This is a genomic window from Marinobacter sp. BSs20148 (assembly GCF_000283275.1).
Taxonomy (GTDB): Bacteria; Pseudomonadota; Gammaproteobacteria; order Pseudomonadales; family Oleiphilaceae; genus Marinobacter; species Marinobacter psychrophilus.
Map to the genome: position 1 here is coordinate 2344287 of NC_018268.1, position 18142 is coordinate 2362428.

Below are 18142 nucleotides of genomic sequence, written 5' to 3' on the forward strand. Positions count from 1 at the left end.
ACCGGGCCTCATCGTTTACCCAGCCGGCTTTTCAGCCACTGGATCTCGTTATTGATCGAGAGCGAACGCAGGGCGCTGAGTATCTCTTTAAGAAACCGCGCAGCTGTTCCCCGCCTTGCGCTGTTCATGTTAAGCCTGTCTGCGGCAGTAAGAGGATAAACTGAACTTGCGCGCTCAAGCACCCATTCACGAACACCAAGATTCTGAGCGATGATTGCTTGAATACGGGTTGTGTTGCGCTCAGGTGATTGCTTGAGGGTTGCAACACAGTAATTCCAGAATTCGTCGGCTTTACCGCTTAGAAGCTCTCTGTTTGACGGGTTAAAATAGGCTGCATAGTAAAGCACATTCGCCTTTCTGAGGTCTTGCGCGGCCCAGGTATCGGTGGGGAATTCCAGAGATTCCGGGTTCGTCAAATAGGGTTTTTCGTTCTTCAAGACCCAATCCGCGTAATAAATCAACGTGTGGCGCGCGTAGGCGTAATGCTGGTCGGCCTGCTCCAGCTGTTCTTTAAACAGCAGATAGCGGGCAAGAGACTGCAAAAAAACAATGTAAAACCAGCGTTCTTCTACGTTCCCGAGGTCCCGCGCTGCCAGATCATCTTGAGGCGACACGGTTTCGCTAATCACACCGTACATTTCGCTCAGCAGGGTGGCATCCTGCGTTACCAGGTATGCGTCAATCAGTGCGTTCAGATAATGGCCTGTGCCCCGGTCAAGTGGATATTTATAACCGTTTTCAATGTAGCCGACGTTGGTCATTTTGCCGGGCTTTAAATCCACCGTCAGAAATCTGTGCAGCCGGGCAATAACGCCGGGTGCTCCGTTGTAAAAGCACTTGATCCATTGGCTCAGGCCGATAACGGATTGCCTGAATGCGGGATCACCCGACAGCAGATAGCGTATCGCCAGACCGGACGTGTAACAGTGCTGGCCGCCGGGGCCACCGCCACCCTGATGACCTTCATAGGCATATTCATGGGCCTGGGAATAGGTTCGGTGGGTGGCTGTCAGCGCTGGAAGATAGTGGTCTGTGTGCCAGAATAGTCCGTTGTTGTATTCCGCTTTGTCGCGATCTGTTTTGTAGATGTCTATATCGACTACATGCTGAGCAAGGTCTGATGCCAGCTGCTGCCACCGCTGATCACCTGTGGCCAGATACCTTAGGGAAAAGCCCCATATTGGGTCGTACTGATTGTTGTAGTGCGATACAAACAGCTCGCTGCCCTTGGCATTTAAGGCCTCGTGGTCTGCATAGAGTTCGCCAAAATGTCGCCAGCCATACTCATCACAGGTTTCTCTTTTATTAAAGAAGGACTCTGGGCCTGTCAGGTTAGCGTCCAGTAACTGGCTTAACGGATTGTTAATCGACAGTTTGCACCCGAGCATGGCTTCGGTTGCATCGATATACGCAGGCTGGTACTGGAATTCAGCGCAAGGCTCACTGACCCCCACATCACAAGTCCAGGTTTTTGATTCCCCCGGTTGCAGCTCGGTTTCTTTCGGAAACAGATGCCAAACGGCGTTATCACGTTGCAGTTCCAGAGCTGAGGGACAGTTTTCCCAGAATTGCCTTGGAATAATAAGCCGGTCAATACTGTCTTTCTCAAAACGCACAATGGGGCTTGCGCGCAAGCCCTGCTCAAGCAGCGTGCCATCTGAGGCTCTGAGCTTATAGCCCTGTTCATTAACGGTTGGCTGCCCCGTTTTGTCGACGTGAACCGGCGAATTCCAATTTTTCCCTCCACTTCCGTACTGAGTCAGCATTCCGCCTGGAAAGACCCTTTCCGGGCCACCCGTTGCGGCCGGGCCGCTCAGAATCAGGCTGGTTTTTTGGGTTTTCTCGTCCGAAACCTCAAGGGATAAGCGCTGGATGTTCACGCTGTTCGGATCGCCAAGGTCCCAGCAGCCGTTAGGGTGAAGACTGGCCGCCAGGTTATGAATCTTCGCTTTCAGCACAAGTTGTCCGGTTGCAAAAACCTCTATGGCTTGCAGTGTTAATTCCAGACTGGAAATCCCTTCAACCGTAAAGCTCCAGTTGTGCTCCTGGCAAATGCTGTTGCTGTGCTGATCCGCTTTAGCTCTTCCCCGCTCCTGATTTTGGCTCTGCCCCTGCTCTTCAATCAGCGTCAAGGCGCGGGAAGAGCCGTCAATTAGAATACTCAGCTCTGCGCTGATTCCATCGCCTAACCGAATCTTGCCGTTGCCTACTGACACTGCGGGGCAGCCGGGCAACGGCTTCTGTGCCTGCGCAGCTGGCGCGTTTTGGTCAGGGGCTGCTGTCAGGAAAACCGCGCCTGAAGCCTCGGCAATAACATCGACAAGCACCCATTGCACAGAACCGTCGTTCCAACGGGTAACCGGGCAGATGTGCGCTTCAATCGGCTGGCCAAATTCTGAAACCAGTTGAACGCTGCTGGTGTCTGCACAAAGATTTTTATTCAGGGGTAACCCAAACCGAAGCCATTGGGGCTCATTGGTGGGCTTATTGATATGACCGATCAAGGCTGTGAAACCGGCACTCATGACTCAGTTCCCTGTGCATTTTCGGTATAACGGGACCGCACAATTTGCCCGGGATTACCGACTACAATTGAGCCGGGTGGAATATCACCCGTCACAACGGTGCCCGCGCCTATGATGCAGTCTCTGCCAACGTTCGCCATGATAATAGCGCCGTTGCCAACCCAGGAGTTTTCCCCCAGTGATATCTGTTCATACTGGCCGCCCTGCAGTCGGATGGGGGTGCCTGGGTCGTCAAATCTGTGTTGGTTTTTCCCGCTGAGTATGTGAACACCGCTGCCTATGAGGCAGTTGCGATGAATAATGGATAACCCGATATTGCACTGGGGGCCAATATAAATTCCGCTGTGCAGCTCTGTGCCAAGGTGAGAAAAAAGGCTACCAAAACCAATAACACTGTCGGTCGCGCAGTGCTGCATCACATATCGGTAAAAAGCGATTCGAAGATAGCTTCCCGGCAGTCCGGGGATTAACGACAGCAACTGTGAAAACCCGGAAAAAAGCTGGTCTTCACGGGATATAGGACGCAATACCCAGTAAAGCAGAATAAGTGGGCTCACAACCAATACAGCCACCAGCTTTACTGTGGATTTTGCGGTTTCCATGAGGTTTTTCACGGGCAGCCCCGGGTTTCTATCACTGTTGCAAGATCTTGTAGAACACTGTTCCAGCTGTGATGTTGCTGAATAAACTTCGGGCCATGTTCTGACAAGCGCTGGTAAAGTGCTTTTTCGGTAAGCAGCCGCTGTATTGCCTCAAAAAACGATACGGCGGTGTTAGCGACCAGCACGTCCTGCTCAGGCTCTGCCTTGATACCTTCCAGGCCTAACTGGGTGGTTATAACCGGCAAACCACATGCCAGTGCCTGTAAAATTTTGTTCTGCACCCCCCTCGCAATTCTGAACGGTGCAACGAACACATCGGCTTTTTGATAATACGGTACTATGTCGTCAACAAATCCGGTTACGGTGATGCCAGGCTTTTTAACGAGCTGCTGAATTCTGGGGCTTGGGTCCATGCCTGCAATTACGAATTCAGCGTTTGGCCATGCCGCTTTTACATCGTCCCAGACGGCGTCTACAAACCATTGAACCGCGTCTTCGTTTGGCTTGTAGTTCATTACGCCGGTAAACAGAAATACCGGCTGGCCTGGCCGATCAGCCCGTTTGGTTGGAAAAAAAAGAGCGCTATCGATGCCATTTCCCAACACCTTGAGCTTGCTGCTTTCCAGCAGTTGGTCAGTGAACAGGTTCACCTCGTTTTCCGAAATGAAAAAGCAGTCATCAAATCGCTGGTAACTCCGTTTTTCAACCACATTCACCAAATTTGCTTCTCTTCCGTATACCAGCCGCATTGGGAACGTCGCTTTAGACTCGTATTGCGCCCACTTGTCGGAATCCAGATCCATGAAATCCATAACCAGTCGAATAAGCGGCTTACTACTAAGGTTCATTAACGCTTTGTTCTGGAAAACAAATGAAGACATAGCCGAACTGGTGCATATCACTGCGTTACAGTGCCCAGCATCAATAAGGTCGTCAAACGCATCTTGCATCCCTTGATTGTAAAAATTGGACACAGTTAGCGATTGATTCGTGGCCAGCCCTCGCGCCAATCGGCGCCATTTTGCCTTGAGCGGAAACATAAGTACTTTTATGCCCAGGCTACTCTCTAATTCTTTGGCAAACGTGAGCTCTTCCTTTTCCTCATACGGAGAAAGCACCAGAACCTCATGGCCGCAGGATGCCAAAAACTGAATCTGGTGAAATGTCCGAATTTTTTCACCCTTATTCGGGGGGAACGGAATTCTGTGGGATAAGACCAGTATTTTCACAGGGGCTTCCTACTCCAGCGCCTTTTAATGGTTCGTAACGTTTGTTCAGCTCTTAGCTTCCAGCGATCTTGTTGTAATGCAACTTGAACAAGATGCGTGGAAGGGCTGGCTAACTGGCGTTTGTAACGTTCTTCGCCGCCCATAAAATCGTAATACTCGAAACCGCGCTCAATGTAATCCGTGATGCACAGGCTGTGGCCGAGTAACCCTGGTTTCAACTTGTTATCGGCTTCGGCTTTAATACCGGCCAAATAAAAATACACCCGATTTTGATAAATCAGATTGTAGAAAATTGCGAGCGTGCTGCCACCTACCTTGAGCACAATCAAATCAGCCCCTCCGCGCTCCCAATGTGTGCGGACGTATCGCTTATGGAAGCGGACAAAATCGGGATTCGCAAAGCCACTTTCACCAATACTGCCGCCCCAGCGTTGAAGATGATAGGGCGCGCATTGATCAAACAAAGACTCGGCTTCTTCAGTTGTTTGGGGTCGCTCAAGGCAAACCGGCCCCTGCTGCCTGTACAGTTTTAATGTGCGACGAATTTGATGGCGAGTATTACCAGAGAGTGAATCAAGATAGGCCTGATCCCGTGACCTTAATAAAGCAAGGTCTACACCAAAACACGGCGCTTCCCAGCGTATATGGGGAATTAACGCCGATGCCTTTGCGAGCGCGCGGGCGTAGTCTGTATCAACCGCACCAATCACAAATTCATCCCAGCCTGCTCTGAGTCGCTTCAGGTAATCGACACAAGCTTCAGCAACCAACAATTCCATGCCGGTTTTCGCAAGAAAGCCGTTATATTCAATCCATATTTGATCTTGCGATGGGCAGCCTGTCTGGTGGACATACAAGCACCTGGATGACAGTATTCCATGCCTGCGTTCAGATGATTCCGTTACCAGCCCAAGGCCAACAAGCTGCCCCTGATCCATCACTTTCAAAACTTTGAACGCTGGCTGGTAGACCGACAACCAGACACCTATCCATTGCCAGGATAAGAACACGCCCGGCCGCGCCCGTTTCTCGAGTGTTTGCCATTCCTCGCTCAAAGACGCCTGGTTTGCGGCGGGATCTTCGCAATAAACCTCTAAAGCCCCATCTGACACTGCGCTTAAATCCGTGTGTACAGGCCCGTCTAGAGGCACTAGCGAGCCGTTCCCATCATTGAAAATCCGTGACTGAGCTCAAGCCGCAATGCGAATTGGTCTTGATCGCTTCCAGCTAAACGCGGGCGCAGGTACGATTGATTGAAGCCCACGGCAAAATCGGTATTTTCAGCGAGCTGACGAGACCAGCGGATGTCAAACCGGTGTATCTGATCAACAATGGTACCGGCTTCGTCTTCTGCATCGCCCTGCCAGCTATAGCCAAAGGTAACGCGCTGCAGATCGGTTAGCTGCACACCCAAACTAGCGCTAGAGGCGTATTCGTGGGTTTTGTCCCCGCTGATCTGGGATTTTAAAACCGCCGCCGTAGCGGACAGGCCAAGAGTGCAGGCGTTGCACAGCAGATCGGTGCTGTGGGATATCGATACGGAATCGCTAACCACCAAGTCTCTCAGCTCGACTGTTTCCGGTAAAAAATCAAATTCGGGCGGTAAATTCAGCGACAGGTCTGTGGCGCTGTCGGACAGCCTTCGGTTGTACTGAACTGAGGTGCGGTATTGGTCGGCCACCCAGCTGCGGTCCAGGAACCCGGTTAGTGCATCGCTGTCGGTTTCGGTATTGTCTGAATACTCGGTTGTTGCCCAACTTTGACCGCCACCGATGCTGAACGAGCCGTTTTCCAGATCGCGCCGGTACACCAGCTGGGCGCTGTCGATTGTTTGGTCAACGCTGCTTCCGTCAGACCAACTACGGTTGGCGTTAAGGCTGGCACTGGAGCGTTCGCTAAGTCTTCGGGTTAGCTCGGCGCCTGCCGTTAAGGAGTTTTCATCACTCAAGTCACCGCCACCAAAACTTTGGCCGGCCTGGCTGAACAGGCGCAAGGTAGATAGGCTGCCGGCATTAAAACGTAAGCCTGCCCCGGCGCTTAAGGTGTTTCGGGTTTCGTAACTGGACGGGTTGACCACAAAGCCGGTGTTGTTGCGCACCGAGCTGACGGTGTGGCCCAGATTAAAATCTAAAGGCTGAGCCGGATCGAAGTAGGCGTAGCTGGCCGCGCCTGAAATAGAGCTGGTGTCCGTTTGGTCGCCAACGGAGGTGTCGCGCCTGGTTTCCAGGGTGCCACCGTATTGCAGTGCTAGCGAGTTTGCGCCGCTGGCAAGCGCGCCACCAATACGACCAGATACACCCACGCTGGGCTCCGTGCGGGTGTCTGTGCCGCCGACACTGTCGGTTCGGGTGTGGGTGGCTGCCGTAAAGACAGAAGCGGAACCAGAAATGGATTGCAGTGTGCTGCCGTCAGCCACCTGTGCCGCTAGTGGCAATGGTAAACCACATACCGCGATTAATGCAGCCGATGAGCGGCCAAATCGTTTCCCTGCTCTGCGTTCCATGTGTTACTCCTGAAAAACCAGCCCGGCAAATTTGTCCGTTTCCAACAGACTAACCGCTTCTGCGATTTCGTCGCCTGTTACTTCGCCAAAGGGCACACCCATGACCACTTGGTCAGCAAAGCGTTCGAGTATGCGGGCTTCGGTGTTATCCCGGAACGCCGGGGCGTTGATCACGATGCAGCGGTCCGGATAACGATTCTTCAATTCGCTGATTAGCTCGCGCATGCGCACCGCTGCAAACAGTTCTACCGCCGATGACGCCTGGGTGCCCGCCGGAATGACGCTTAAACGGGCAACGCCGCTGGCGTACAGGATGTCTTTTATGTTCAAAGAACGATCAGCGACGAAGTCGGTCACACCAGCGCCTAAAGGAACCGACACCAGGTTCTGGAGGTTCTGGTTGTATGGGTCGCAATCTACCAGCAGCGCAGACGTGTGTGAGTCTAGTGCAAAGGCCGCCGCCAGGTTGAAGGCAGTAGCAACGGAGCTGCTGTCGTGGCCCAACGAGCTGAACATAACCGCAAAATTGCCCTCGCCGTGGCGGCTGCGCAGCTGAATTCGCAGTTCGCGGTAGGCGTCCATCACCTCTTTGTCTGGCATGCCGGGATAGATGATTTTCTTTTCCCGCAACTGCTCCCGGCTCCAGGGATTCGGGTTTCCGATCAGTTCCAGCGAAACGGCAGAGTCATAGACTGTTGGCGGGCGCTCTGAACCTGCACCTTGTGCCGCACCCAGTTGTCGACGTGGCGCTTCAACACCGGAAAAGGGCCGTTCCTTGCGGAAGTTGTCTTCAGAACTCGCTTCGCCTGCTGAATGGGCGCTTTGGCGTTCTTTCTGATTTTTCAGCAACGCGTTATAAAGTTTGTTGTCGTCCACTAGCTGCCCCCGAACCCGGTTAACTCGCGGGCTTTATTGATCAATTGTTCCGGGGTTATTCCCATTACGCTGAACAGCAACACGCCGAGGTAGACCGCCATGAACACGGCCAAAATAAACAGTATGGCCATGACATCCTTGCGTAACAGGCGGTCTTTCCAGGTACTACGGTAATGCGGAATGCTGGTCAGCACCGGAAGGCCCGCGGGCAATGACAGTTGCAAAGCTCGCGGCGAGCGCAAGCGCTGGTCAAACATCACCAGCATAACCAACAGGCCTAACACCATGGTGCTGCCCAAAAACGGGCCAGCCAAGCCAACCTGGTAAAGTTGTAGCCCATCCCAAGTGGTGGGATAAGTCGCCGGCTCCTGAATTTTGTAGCTTACGCCCTCGCCTTGTACGTCCAGGGTCATGGATAACCTTGCTCGCTCGCGGCGTTGCAGCATGTCGTCGTAAACGCCGCGGGTGACGTCGTAATCGCGGGTCAGATCAGAGAACTCGGCCTGGTTTTCGGCGACGCGTTGGGAACGTTCAAAGGCTTCTTCTAACAGCCGCTCAAGCGATGCCAGTCGATTGGTTTGTACCGCTAAGCGAGTGGTGCCATCCGAGAGCTGAATTTTCAGGTTTTCGTAGACCGGGTTTTCCATCACTTCGGTTACCCCGCCCTCACGGGAGGATTCACTCTGGCCCGACACCTGGCTTTCCAGGTCGGCAATCTGTGCCTGGGTGCTGATGACGTCTGGATGGCGTTCCTGATAGCGCAGCAGCAGCGAATCTAACTCCAACCGCATAGACGACAGCCGGCGCTCTGCGGCAGATTTGCCGGGGTCTAAGGTAATGCGACGTACCGGTTGTTCCTGGGACAGCTGTTCGCGGGTTAAGCGTACTTCGGCCTCGGATTGCTGCAGTTCCAACTTCAGATTTTCAATTTCACCACGCAGGCTTTCGATGCGCGCCATGGCGCTGTTTTCGTTGCCGTCTTGGTTGGCACTTTTGAATTCTTTCAGCCGCTCTTCGGCGTCTTCCAGCTGACGCTGGTAGGTTTTTACCTGAGAATCAATAAATTCAAACGCGCCCTGGCTTTCAGAGCGTTTTTTACGCACGGAACGCTCAACAAATCGGCTTAACGCCGCGCTGAGAACCTGAAAAGACTTGTCTGGATCACCGCTGGTGTAGTTAAGCTCCAGAAAACTGCTATTGGATACCCTCAGGCGAATCTGGTTGCGTAACATACTGATAATGCCGTTACGTGTGGCGTCGGCTTCACCGCCTGTGATCATTCCGGTGTCCAGAGCGATTTGTTCCAAAAACGACCGGCTTTGAATCATTTCACGGGCTTCGTTAATGCGGTCCAGTTGGGTGACTTCAGCCTGGCCGCGCAGTAGTGGTACAAGAATGTTGGACTGGTCGGCGAAGAGCACCGCCTTGGAAGTGTAGCTTTTGGGTGTAACGTAACCCATTGTTAAAACACCGGCTGTTACCAACATAAAGATAACAGCCGCCGCCAACCTGTGGCGATAAAGCTCAAGCTTTACCGCACGCAGGGTGTCGATGATGAACTGTAGATCCATCAGAGCTCGCCTCGGAACAACTGTTTGCGGGGTACGCTGATGACGTCACCGGCCTGCAAGGTGTGATTGGTTTTCATGTCGCCTTCGGTGAGGATGGCGCCCAAATTCAGGCCGTAGCTGTTGTATTCACCGTCGACCTGGCGATGAAGAACAGCGCGGCCGTCGGCGGCAAAATCCGTCACGCCACCGGCGATGAGAACCAAATCCAGTACGGTCATGCCTGGCTGAAAGGCAACAGACTGCGGCGACGCTACCTGGCCGGTGATGCGTAGGCGGTTGCGAAATTCTTTGCTGGCCGGTGAGGTAACCATGACGGAGACTTCGGGGGTGCGGATGAATTCGCTCAGGGCGGTGCCCACTTCGGTGGCCAGTTCTTCAGGGCGCTTGCCATCGGCCTTCACATCGCCCATCAGGGGCATAGAGATAAAGCCGTCCGGGCGTACCACAATGGTTTGGTTCAGTTCCGGGTTACGCCACACGTGTACTGCGATGGTGTCGCCCACACCGATTTCATAGGCTTCGACTTCCATTTCGGAAGACGGAGGCATTTGTGCGGAAGACGGCAGGCCGGAGCAACCCGCCAACACGAGTGTAAACAATGCCGTACATACTGCTGCAATCGTTTTAAACCTGCCCATAATTTTCTCCAGATCCCTGTGTTTTTGTCGTCGCTGCTTTTGTTACTGCTGCTGCTACCGCACGCCTTTGCCCAGAAGCACCACTTCCACTGTTTGAATCATAATAAGTATGTCCATCAGTAAGCTGTGGTTTTTCGAGTAATAAAGGTCGTATTCCAGTTTGCCTTTGGCGTCTTCTACCGAGGCACCGTAAGGGTATTTAAGTTGGGCCCAGCCCATTAAGCCAGGCTTTACGTAATGCCGTGTGTCGTAAAACGGTATTTTCTCTTTCAATTCAGAGACAAATTCCGGCCTTTCCGGGCGCGGCCCGACAAAACTCATTTCGCCTTTGATCACGTTGTAAATTTGTGGCAGCTCATCCAACCGAGTGTTGCGTATAAACCCACCAACACGGGTGACGCGGTTGTCGTTCGCCGAAGCCCAGCGGGCTTTGCCGTCTTTTTCTGCATCCTGGCGCATGCTGCGAAATTTATAGATGCGAAATTCTTTACCCAGCAAGCCCGTTCTTTTCTGACTATAGAGCACCGGGCGGCCAGTCTCTAGAAATACTGCAATAGCGGTTAGTATAATAAAAGGCGACATAATGGCCAGCAACGCGAGACTGAGCGCAAGATCGACAAAACGCTTGGCAAACGCGCGGCTGCGAGAGGCGCTGAAACCGTCAGAAAACAGGATCCAGGACGGATGCACCATATCGAGTTTGGCTTTTTTCAGCTCGCGCTCGTAAAAATCTACCCCGCTGGTCACGGTGATGCCGCGCAGTTTGCACTCCATTAGGCCCGCCATAGGTAGAAAGCCACCTTGGGCCTGGCGCCGTTCTTGTGCGGCGATCACAATTTCAGACACTTTGTTGTGGCGGCAAAACTCGTGGAAGTTGACGGGGATTGGCAGTAACTGATCTTTTTTTACAGCGGCTTGGCCTGAGTTGTCTGCAATGCAACCGATGATGCGAACGCCCATGGCGCGCATGTTTTGTTCGTACTCTTGCATTAAGTTAGCAGCAAATGGGCCTGCGCCAAACACCACCACCCGGCGCACCAATTGTTCTGAATCTACCACTCTTAAAAAGACCAGCCGGCACAGAATGACGATTAATGAAGAGAGCGCGACAGCGAAGAACAGCGAGGAACTGCCCGGATCGAGCGCTGGTGCAAACAGATAAATCGTGGTGAGGCCCAGACCACCTACGAAGCAGTAAGCCACCAAGGTGCGAAAAAACAGGGAGGTAGCGCTTTCATTGGCAAGGGACGAATAGCCGCCCATAGACAGGGTGCCGGAGCTAAGCATAAGCGCGAAAACCAACGCAGCTAAGGTGCCAGACGCCAGTTCAGGCGGTAAAGGAACGGCTAGGTGAACGCCAGTCGCGAGCAGGCGGTACACAAAAAACAGTAAACAAAATTCCAACACGCCAAGCAACAGATACGGGATGTGTAGAAACTGTTTCCGGAAACGAATATAGGGCACACCAAACTTCCTTGCCGCTCGCTTATTGTTTAATCGAAAAATCGACGCTGTAATCCGGACGACTTTAAGCCATTTGTATCTTTATGTAACAAGCATTTACCGCTCTATATCCGTGACTGAGATATTACGGGTAAGGCGATTGTTTTTGAACCTGTAGTAGGTAAGAATTAACTAATACTTGCAATAAGGATGCCCACGCCCATGTCAGATCGGCAAAATAGTGAATCCAGCGCACCTGCTGCCGTGTCAGGCGACACTTTACGCGACAGAGAGAACGATGCAAGAACGCTACACGCCATGAGCATTGATGTGGAAGACTACTTTCACGTGGCCGCTTTGGCAAAGGTGATTCGCCCTGACCAGTGGGGCAGCCTGCCCAGCCGTGTAGAGCAAAACACCGAGCGCCTGCTGGCATTGTTCGAACGCAATGACGTGAAGGCCACATTTTTTGTGTTGGGCTGGGTGGCCGACAAGCACCCGCAATTAGTGCGCAAAATTGCCGCTGGGGGTCATGAAGTGGCGTCCCACGGCTACAGCCACCAGCTGATTTACAGCCAGACTCCAGACGTGTTCCGTGAGGAAACTGTGCGCTCAAAAGCGCTGCTGGAAGACATTATTGGTGCCGAGGTGATCGGTTATCGCGCTGCCAGCTATTCGATTACCCATAAATCGCTGTGGGCGCTGGATATTCTGGCGGAATGCGGATTTACCTGGGATTCCAGTATTTTCCCGGTGCGCCATGACAATTACGGCATTCCGGGCTCGCCCCGTGCGCCCTACACCATTGAAACTGAAAAAGGCCATTTGTTGCGGGAATTCCCGCTGACCACGGCCAAAATCGGCGGGCTGTCTATACCGGCGGCGGGCGGGGGCTATTTTCGCCAGTTCCCCTACCCTGTTTTCCGCTATTTGTTCAATATCGCCTCTGGCGGTGGCAGCCGGCCGCAAATGTTTTACCTGCACCCCTGGGAGATAGACCCAGACCAGCCGCGCTACAACAACGCCAGCTGGTTTTCCCGCTTCCGTCATTACACCAATCTGGATAAGTGCGAGCACCGCCTGGAAAGACTGATGCAAGACTTCCACTTTGGTACAGTGTCACAAAGCTACGATGCGTATAAACCCGAGAGCTCTCAGCCGGGCACGCGACTGACCACGCAACAGATGGTCAGACTGGCCTGAAACTGACGGGGATTGCCCATGTATTTAGAATTTTTCGGCCTGCACAGACACCCATTCCGGATTACGCCGGAAGACGACTTTATTTACATGAGCCAGCAGCATTCGCGGGCTTACGTGTATATGTCGTCGGCTATCTGGAGTTCCGAAGGTTTTGTGGTAATCAGTGGCGAAATCGGCTCTGGTAAAACTACCCTGCTAAAGAAAACCATCCGCAATATGGATGGCGACTTGAAGCTGTTGAACGTGGCCTACACCAACCTGGAATCCAAGGACCTGTTCAGCCTGATTCTACGCAAGGCGGGATTGAAGGCCGAAGACGACAGCAAGGTGGGCATGCTGTTTCAGATTACAGAGTATCTGGAGAAGATGGCCGCCGAAGGCGCGCCAGTGGTACTGACCATCGACGAAGCCCAAAACCTGACCCGGGAAAACTTGGAAGATGTGCGTATGCTGGCCGGTATGGAAAGCATGGGCGGGCCATCTATGCGGGTAATTTTGCTGGGGCAGCCTGAGCTTAAACAGGCGGTTACTTCTATTCCCCAATTGGCGCAACGGGTGAAGCTGTTTTTCCATCTGGAAGGGCTAACACCAAAAGAAACCGCCGAGTACATTGATTACCGCTTGCTGGTGTCTGGCCACGGCGGCAATAAACTGTTTGATAAAGACACGGTTCAAGAGATTCACGATTTGAGCGGTGGCATTCCGCGCCTGATTAACAAACTGTGCGACGGTATGATGATGTGCGCCTACGCTGAAGACCGGCCGTTTATAGACCCCCATGACTTGAAAAGCATCCGCAAGGATTTGCTAGGCGAAGACGACGTACCTACAGTGAGAACGTCGGAGGCTGTGCGGCACAAAAGAAATGTCTCCTCTGCCCCAGTTAGCGCGCAATCGACCGAAGGCTTCGGTGATATGGCAAAAACCCTGCAGCGTATTGCCAGTGCCTTGGAGAGTATTGATGGGCGCTTGGCGAAGATGTCACCCGAAGGGACCTCCCAAAAAAAAGAACCCGCTGACAATGTGAAGTCACTTACGCCCTTCTGGAAGAAATAGCCGGCGGCCTACCCTGGTGACGTCAAACAACTTGACATCGTGATTATTGGGCGTGCTCACATTATAGCGCCCGCCGGAGAGGCATGGGATAGCTGGTTTGACGGTGAAGGGGTTTCCGGTGACTTTATGACAAGCCGCGAACAGCTGGCCCCTCAAGAGCGTGAAACGCTCTGATGCTGAAGTACATGCTTGATACCAACATCGCGATTTACACCACCAAAATCGGCCTGCCGGGGTCCGTTAAGCGTTCATTGCTCACGACGGTCAGATGTGTATTTCAGTCGTAACGTTTATGGAGCTGGTAAACGGAGCTAACGCATCTGCGGCAGTGCGCCATAGTCTTAAGGATGTTAAGGGTTTTACAGCCCGGCTTGAGGTTTTGCCATACGACAATGACGCGGCAGCACATACTGGGCAATTGCGAGCTGAGCTGAGCTGAAAAGATTGGTCGCCCGATTGACCCTTACGATGAAATAATCGCCGGGCACGCCCGATCACAAGGATTAGTGGTCGTCACTAATAACACAAAGCAGTTCAAGAACATGCGAGGGATACGCTTGGCCAACTGGGTTGCTTAATAGCTGACGCTTGATGCGGTTGGGTTATCTGACAATGTGAAGCCGCTGTCGCCTAACTGGAATAAATAGCCACTTACGAATGTCGAGTTATTTTACACATCGATTTTTCATGCGCTTCGAAATTTATGTACACGCTTATTTTTTAAAACTTTTTGTGTTTCTGGCACGCTATTAGCTGCACATACCTCAATTAGACAAACGTCTGTTATGAGTCACCTTTGATGTATGAGGAACACTATGAAAACACGTTCTAAAACTCTGCTAGGCCTTGCAATGGCATCGTTTGTTTCAACGGCTAGCGCTGGCGTTGTTAGCTTTACAGCCGCTTACGGCCAATCTGACGCAGATGCAGCCTCCGCTGCATTTGCCGCTGGAAGCTACGGTGGCATCACCGAAACTTTCGATAGCGGTTTTGCCAGCGTTACAGACCAGACGTATCAGGCTGTTGACGCATCCGGTGTTCAGGCAAAATGGGTAAATGCAGGATCTGCCTTTGAAACGGCCGTTGGCACCTTCACCATGACCGAACAAAACCCTGCCCGCTCCAGCGACGTTCGCAACGACTTGCTGATGATTGAAGATAGCTCCACTGGTGAGTTTGGACGTGCCTTTAACTCGAATTGGCTGGACAGCAACGATGCCCAGGTAGTGACTTGGGAGATTCTAAGCGGTGGTGGCTACAATGCGTTTGGCTTCTATCTGGCCGATGCAAACGATGCTGGTGGAAGACTGAAGTTTATTTTTGATGACGGCGTGGAAGAAATTTTGAATTTCGATACTCGCCAGCGTAATGGCAACATCGCTTACATTACACTGATCGCTGACGCCACCTTCAGCAGCGTTGAATTACTATTTGATAATGACACCACCAGAGCTGATGGCTGGGGCATCGACAACGTGACCCTGGCAAAAGTACCCGAGCCCGGCACTCTGGCACTTCTCGGCCTTGGCCTGTTTGGTTTGGCTGCTGCGCGCCGTCGTAAGAACGTCGCGTAAGTTGATAGCCTAAAAGGTAAGTTTTACCGGTCGTTCCCTGACCGGCAAGCCTTTAAAAATCCCGGCCCTGTGCCGGGGTTTTTGCTTTCTACGATTGCTGATTAGAGGTCGTCACATTTTGCTCAAATCACAAACAGCGCCGTAAATTCGTGAACGGGCATGCTTTCCAGCTCTGCCTGGCTCTGCAACGTTTGGGAAATTCGCTGACACTGGCCCGCGGGAAAGCGGGTTAAGAGGTTTTGTTGAAACTTCTGTTTCAGCAAAGGAATGGCGGCTTCGCGGCGGCGGCGATGCCCGATTGGATACTCCACCACCACATTGTCTGTGCTTGAACCGTCTTTAAAGAAAATCTGTACCGCATTGGCGATTGAGCGCTTGCTTGGGTCCAGATAATCCGCGGAGTAAGCCTTGTTTTCGACAACCTTCATTTTTCCTCTTAGCTGATCAATCATTGGGTGGGCACTGTGAAAGCTGTCTTCGTAGTGCTCGGCTGTAAGGTCACCAAATATCAGTGGCACGGCTGTCATGTATTGCAGGCAGTGGTCGCGGTCTGCGGCATTGGCAAGGCTGCCCACTTTAGAAATAATGCGAATGGCGGATTCGTGGGTGATCAGCACGATTCTATCAATATCTTGCAAGCGGTCTTTGACTCGTGGGTGGAGTGTGACGGCGGCTTCCGCGGCAGTTTGGGCGTGGAATTCTGCCGGGAAAGACACTTTGAACAGGATGTTTTCCATCACGTAGGAGCCAAATGCCTGAGGTAAAGAAAGCTGACACTTGTCCGCAGGTTTGATTTTCTGGTCTTTGTTGGTTTTGCTGAACAGCACGTCGTTAAAGCCCCACTGGGGCGCTGTGAGCGCGCCCGGTATGCCCATTTCGCCGCGCATGGCGATATCCGCAAGGCGAACGGCCCTGGAGGTGGCGTCCCCTGCTGCCCAGGATTTGCGGGAACCTGCGTTGGGGGCATGGCGATAGGTGCGAAGGGATTGGCCGTCTACCCAGGCGTGTGACAGCGCTGACAGCAACTGGTCGCGGTTGGCGCCCATCAGCCGAGCCACCACAGCAGTCGACGCCACTTTCACCAGCAGAACGTGGTCTAGCCCTACCCTATTGAACGAGTTTTCCAGCGCCAGCACGCCCTGGATTTCGTGGGCCATGATCATGGCTTCCAGCACGGCTTTCATGGCGATGGGGGATTTGCCTTCGGCCACGCGCTTTTGCGATAGGTGGTCGGCTACGGCCAGTATGCCGCCCAGGTTGTCCGACGGATGGCCCCATTCGGCCGCCAGCCAGGTGTCGTTATAATCCAGCCAGCGCACGATGCAGCCAATGTCCCAGGCAGCTTTAACCGGGTCCATACGGAAAGACGTGCCGGGCACCCGCGCGCCGTTGGGTACGATGGTGCCTTCTACCAACGGGCCTAAATGCTTGGTGCATTCCGGAAATTTCAGGGCCAGCAGGCCGCAACCCAAGGTGTCCATCAAGCAATGGCGGGCGGTGGTCCAGGCTTCTTCGCTGTCGATTTGGTAGTTCAAGACGTAGTCGGCGATGGTTTGCAGGATGTCGTCGTAATCGGGGCGTTCGTTTAGATCGAATGTGGCAGACATGGATTTTCTCCTATTTGAAATGTGCGGGTAAAAAAATACCCCCGGCTGGGTCTCCGGTTATTCCCTAAGGGTAGCCGGTTATTAGCGCGGGGGTACTTTCAAAATCTGGAAAGCTACGAAGCTAAAACGAATCTCCGGGAATTCTTACCCAGCCTTCCATCAGCACTCGCGCGCTGCGGCTCATGATGGCCTTGGTGGCGGTCCACTGGCCGTTTACTTCTTTGGCTTCTGCGCCCACCTGCAAGGTGCCTGACGGATGGCCGAAGGTGACGGAGGTACGGTCACCGCCGCCTGCCGCCAGGTTTACCAGGGTGCCGGGAATAGCCGCTGCCGTTGCTATAGCGACGGCAGCTGTACCCATCATGGCATGGTGCAGTTTGCCCATAGACAAAGCTCTAACAACTAGGTCTATGTCGTCAATGGCAATGGCTTTACCGCTTGAAGCGCTGTAGTCCGCAGGCGGCGCAACAAACGCTACTTTTGGCGTGTGCTGGCGCTCAGCCGCTTCTTCGATGTTCTGGATCAGCCCCATTTTCAGCGCACCGTAGGCACGAATGGTTTCAAACATCACCAGGGCCTCGGGGTTGCCATTAATCGCATCCTGCAGTTCGGTGCCGTTGTAGCCCACCGCGTCTGCATTGATAAATACCGTGGGAATACCGGCGTTGATCATGGTTGCTTTCAGGGTTCCAACGCCTGGTACTTCCAGGTCGTCCACCAGGTTGCCGGTGGGGAACATGGCGCCTTCGCCGTCGGCCGGGTCGATGAATTCCACTTGTACTTCGGCCGCTGGGAAGGTGACCCCATCCAGCTCGAAATCACCGGTTTCCTGCACTTCGCCGTTGGTGACCAGTACTTTGGCTAGGATGGTTTTGCGTATGTTCGCCTGCCAGATGCGGACGGTGACTATCCCGCTGCCCGCCCCGTTTTCCGGCATGCGGTCTTTTTCCACATGGCCGCTGTTGATGGCAAAGGCGCCGACCGCTGCGGTCAGGTTGCCGCAGTTGCCGCTCCAGTCTACAAAGGGTTTGTCTATGCTGACCTGGCCAAACAGGTAGTCCACATCGTGGTCTGGCTGGGTGCTTTTGCACAGAATCACGGCTTTGCTGGTGCTGGATGTTGCCCCGCCCATGCCGTCTGTTTGCTTCCCATAGGGGTCAGGACTGCCAATCACCCGCAGCAGCAGGTTGTCCCGGGCCGAACCCGGGGTTTGTGCGCGCTCGGGCAGGTCTTCCAGGCGGAAGAACACGCCTTTGCTGGTGCCCCCGCGCATATAGGTCGCGGGGATTTTTACTTGTGGTATCTGGCTCATAAG

General features: G+C 53.3%; 14 protein-coding genes and 2 pseudogenes. 5 read left to right on the forward strand and 11 right to left on the reverse strand.

Features of this window, described 5'->3' with window-relative positions; translation table 11 throughout:
• Positions 1-8: 8 nt before the first annotated feature.
• From MRBBS_RS10590 to MRBBS_RS10630, 9 genes are read right to left on the reverse strand one after another with little or no spacing between them, the layout of a single operon-like run.
• Positions 9-2525, reverse strand: coding sequence for a hypothetical protein (locus MRBBS_RS10590; RefSeq protein ID WP_014871499.1), 2517 nt, complete (start codon positions 2523-2525; stop codon positions 9-11).
• A complete protein-coding gene (locus tag MRBBS_RS10595) occupies positions 2522-3139 on the reverse strand; it encodes an acyltransferase (RefSeq protein WP_227497506.1) in 618 nt (205 codons plus the stop codon). Before MRBBS_RS10595 ends, MRBBS_RS10590 begins: the two co-directional genes overlap by 4 nt.
• Complete coding sequence (locus MRBBS_RS10600; RefSeq protein WP_014871501.1) at positions 3136-4356, reverse strand: TIGR03087 family PEP-CTERM/XrtA system glycosyltransferase; 1221 nt, start codon at positions 4354-4356, stop codon at positions 3136-3138. The genes MRBBS_RS10595 and MRBBS_RS10600 overlap by 4 nt, the downstream gene beginning before the upstream one ends.
• Positions 4353-5468: a GNAT family N-acetyltransferase gene (locus tag MRBBS_RS10605; protein WP_014871502.1), complete on the reverse strand. Its 1116-nt coding sequence runs from the start codon at positions 5466-5468 to the stop codon at positions 4353-4355. Before MRBBS_RS10605 ends, MRBBS_RS10600 begins: the two co-directional genes overlap by 4 nt.
• A 38-nt stretch (positions 5469-5506) precedes the next feature.
• Complete coding sequence (locus MRBBS_RS10610; protein WP_014871503.1) at positions 5507-6859, reverse strand: hypothetical protein; 1353 nt, start codon at positions 6857-6859, stop codon at positions 5507-5509.
• A gap of 3 nt (positions 6860-6862) precedes the next feature.
• Positions 6863-7735, reverse strand: a complete 873-nt coding sequence (locus MRBBS_RS10615) for a polysaccharide biosynthesis protein (RefSeq protein WP_014871504.1) — start codon at positions 7733-7735, stop codon at positions 6863-6865.
• On the reverse strand, positions 7735-9306 hold the full coding sequence (locus MRBBS_RS10620; protein WP_014871505.1) for an XrtA system polysaccharide chain length determinant: 1572 nt from the start codon (positions 9304-9306) through the stop codon (positions 7735-7737). Before MRBBS_RS10620 ends, MRBBS_RS10615 begins: the two co-directional genes overlap by 1 nt.
• On the reverse strand, positions 9306-9944 hold the full coding sequence (locus tag MRBBS_RS10625) for an XrtA/PEP-CTERM system exopolysaccharide export protein (protein ID WP_014871506.1): 639 nt from the start codon (positions 9942-9944) through the stop codon (positions 9306-9308). Before MRBBS_RS10625 ends, MRBBS_RS10620 begins: the two co-directional genes overlap by 1 nt.
• 54 nt (positions 9945-9998) lie before the next feature.
• Entirely contained in the window at positions 9999-11408 is a 1410-nt protein-coding gene (locus MRBBS_RS10630) for a TIGR03013 family XrtA/PEP-CTERM system glycosyltransferase (protein ID WP_014871507.1), read from the reverse strand.
• Between the two features lie 201 nt (positions 11409-11609).
• On the opposite strand from MRBBS_RS10630, the gene MRBBS_RS10635 reads away from it, so the two are divergent.
• From MRBBS_RS10635 to MRBBS_RS20025, 5 genes and pseudogenes are all read left to right on the forward strand, one after another.
• Complete coding sequence (locus MRBBS_RS10635; protein WP_014871508.1) at positions 11610-12590, forward strand: XrtA system polysaccharide deacetylase; 981 nt, start codon at positions 11610-11612, stop codon at positions 12588-12590.
• A gap of 18 nt (positions 12591-12608) precedes the next feature.
• Entirely contained in the window at positions 12609-13646 is a 1038-nt protein-coding gene (locus MRBBS_RS10640) for an ExeA family protein (RefSeq protein WP_014871509.1), read from the forward strand.
• A gap of 6 nt (positions 13647-13652) precedes the next feature.
• A pseudogene (gene vapB, locus MRBBS_RS20015) lies at positions 13653-13820 on the forward strand (type II toxin-antitoxin system VapB family antitoxin); the annotation flags it as partial.
• Positions 13820-14224, forward strand: a pseudogene (gene vapC, locus MRBBS_RS20020) (tRNA(fMet)-specific endonuclease VapC). The pseudogenes vapB and vapC, both read left to right, overlap by 1 nt.
• A 237-nt stretch (positions 14225-14461) precedes the next feature.
• Positions 14462-15220 (forward strand): PEP-CTERM sorting domain-containing protein, encoded by a 759-nt coding sequence (locus tag MRBBS_RS20025; protein ID WP_014871513.1) that lies wholly within the window; start codon positions 14462-14464, stop codon positions 15218-15220.
• 122 nt (positions 15221-15342) lie between these two features.
• On the opposite strand, the gene prpD is transcribed toward MRBBS_RS20025, so the two are convergent.
• Together prpD and prpF are read right to left on the reverse strand one after the other, a co-directional pair.
• On the reverse strand, positions 15343-16827 hold the full coding sequence (gene prpD / locus MRBBS_RS10650; protein WP_014871514.1) for a 2-methylcitrate dehydratase: 1485 nt from the start codon (positions 16825-16827) through the stop codon (positions 15343-15345).
• Positions 16828-16948: 121 nt separating this feature from the next.
• Positions 16949-18139 (reverse strand): 2-methylaconitate cis-trans isomerase PrpF, encoded by a 1191-nt coding sequence (gene prpF / locus MRBBS_RS10655; protein WP_014871515.1) that lies wholly within the window; start codon positions 18137-18139, stop codon positions 16949-16951.
• Positions 18140-18142 lie beyond the last annotated feature (3 nt).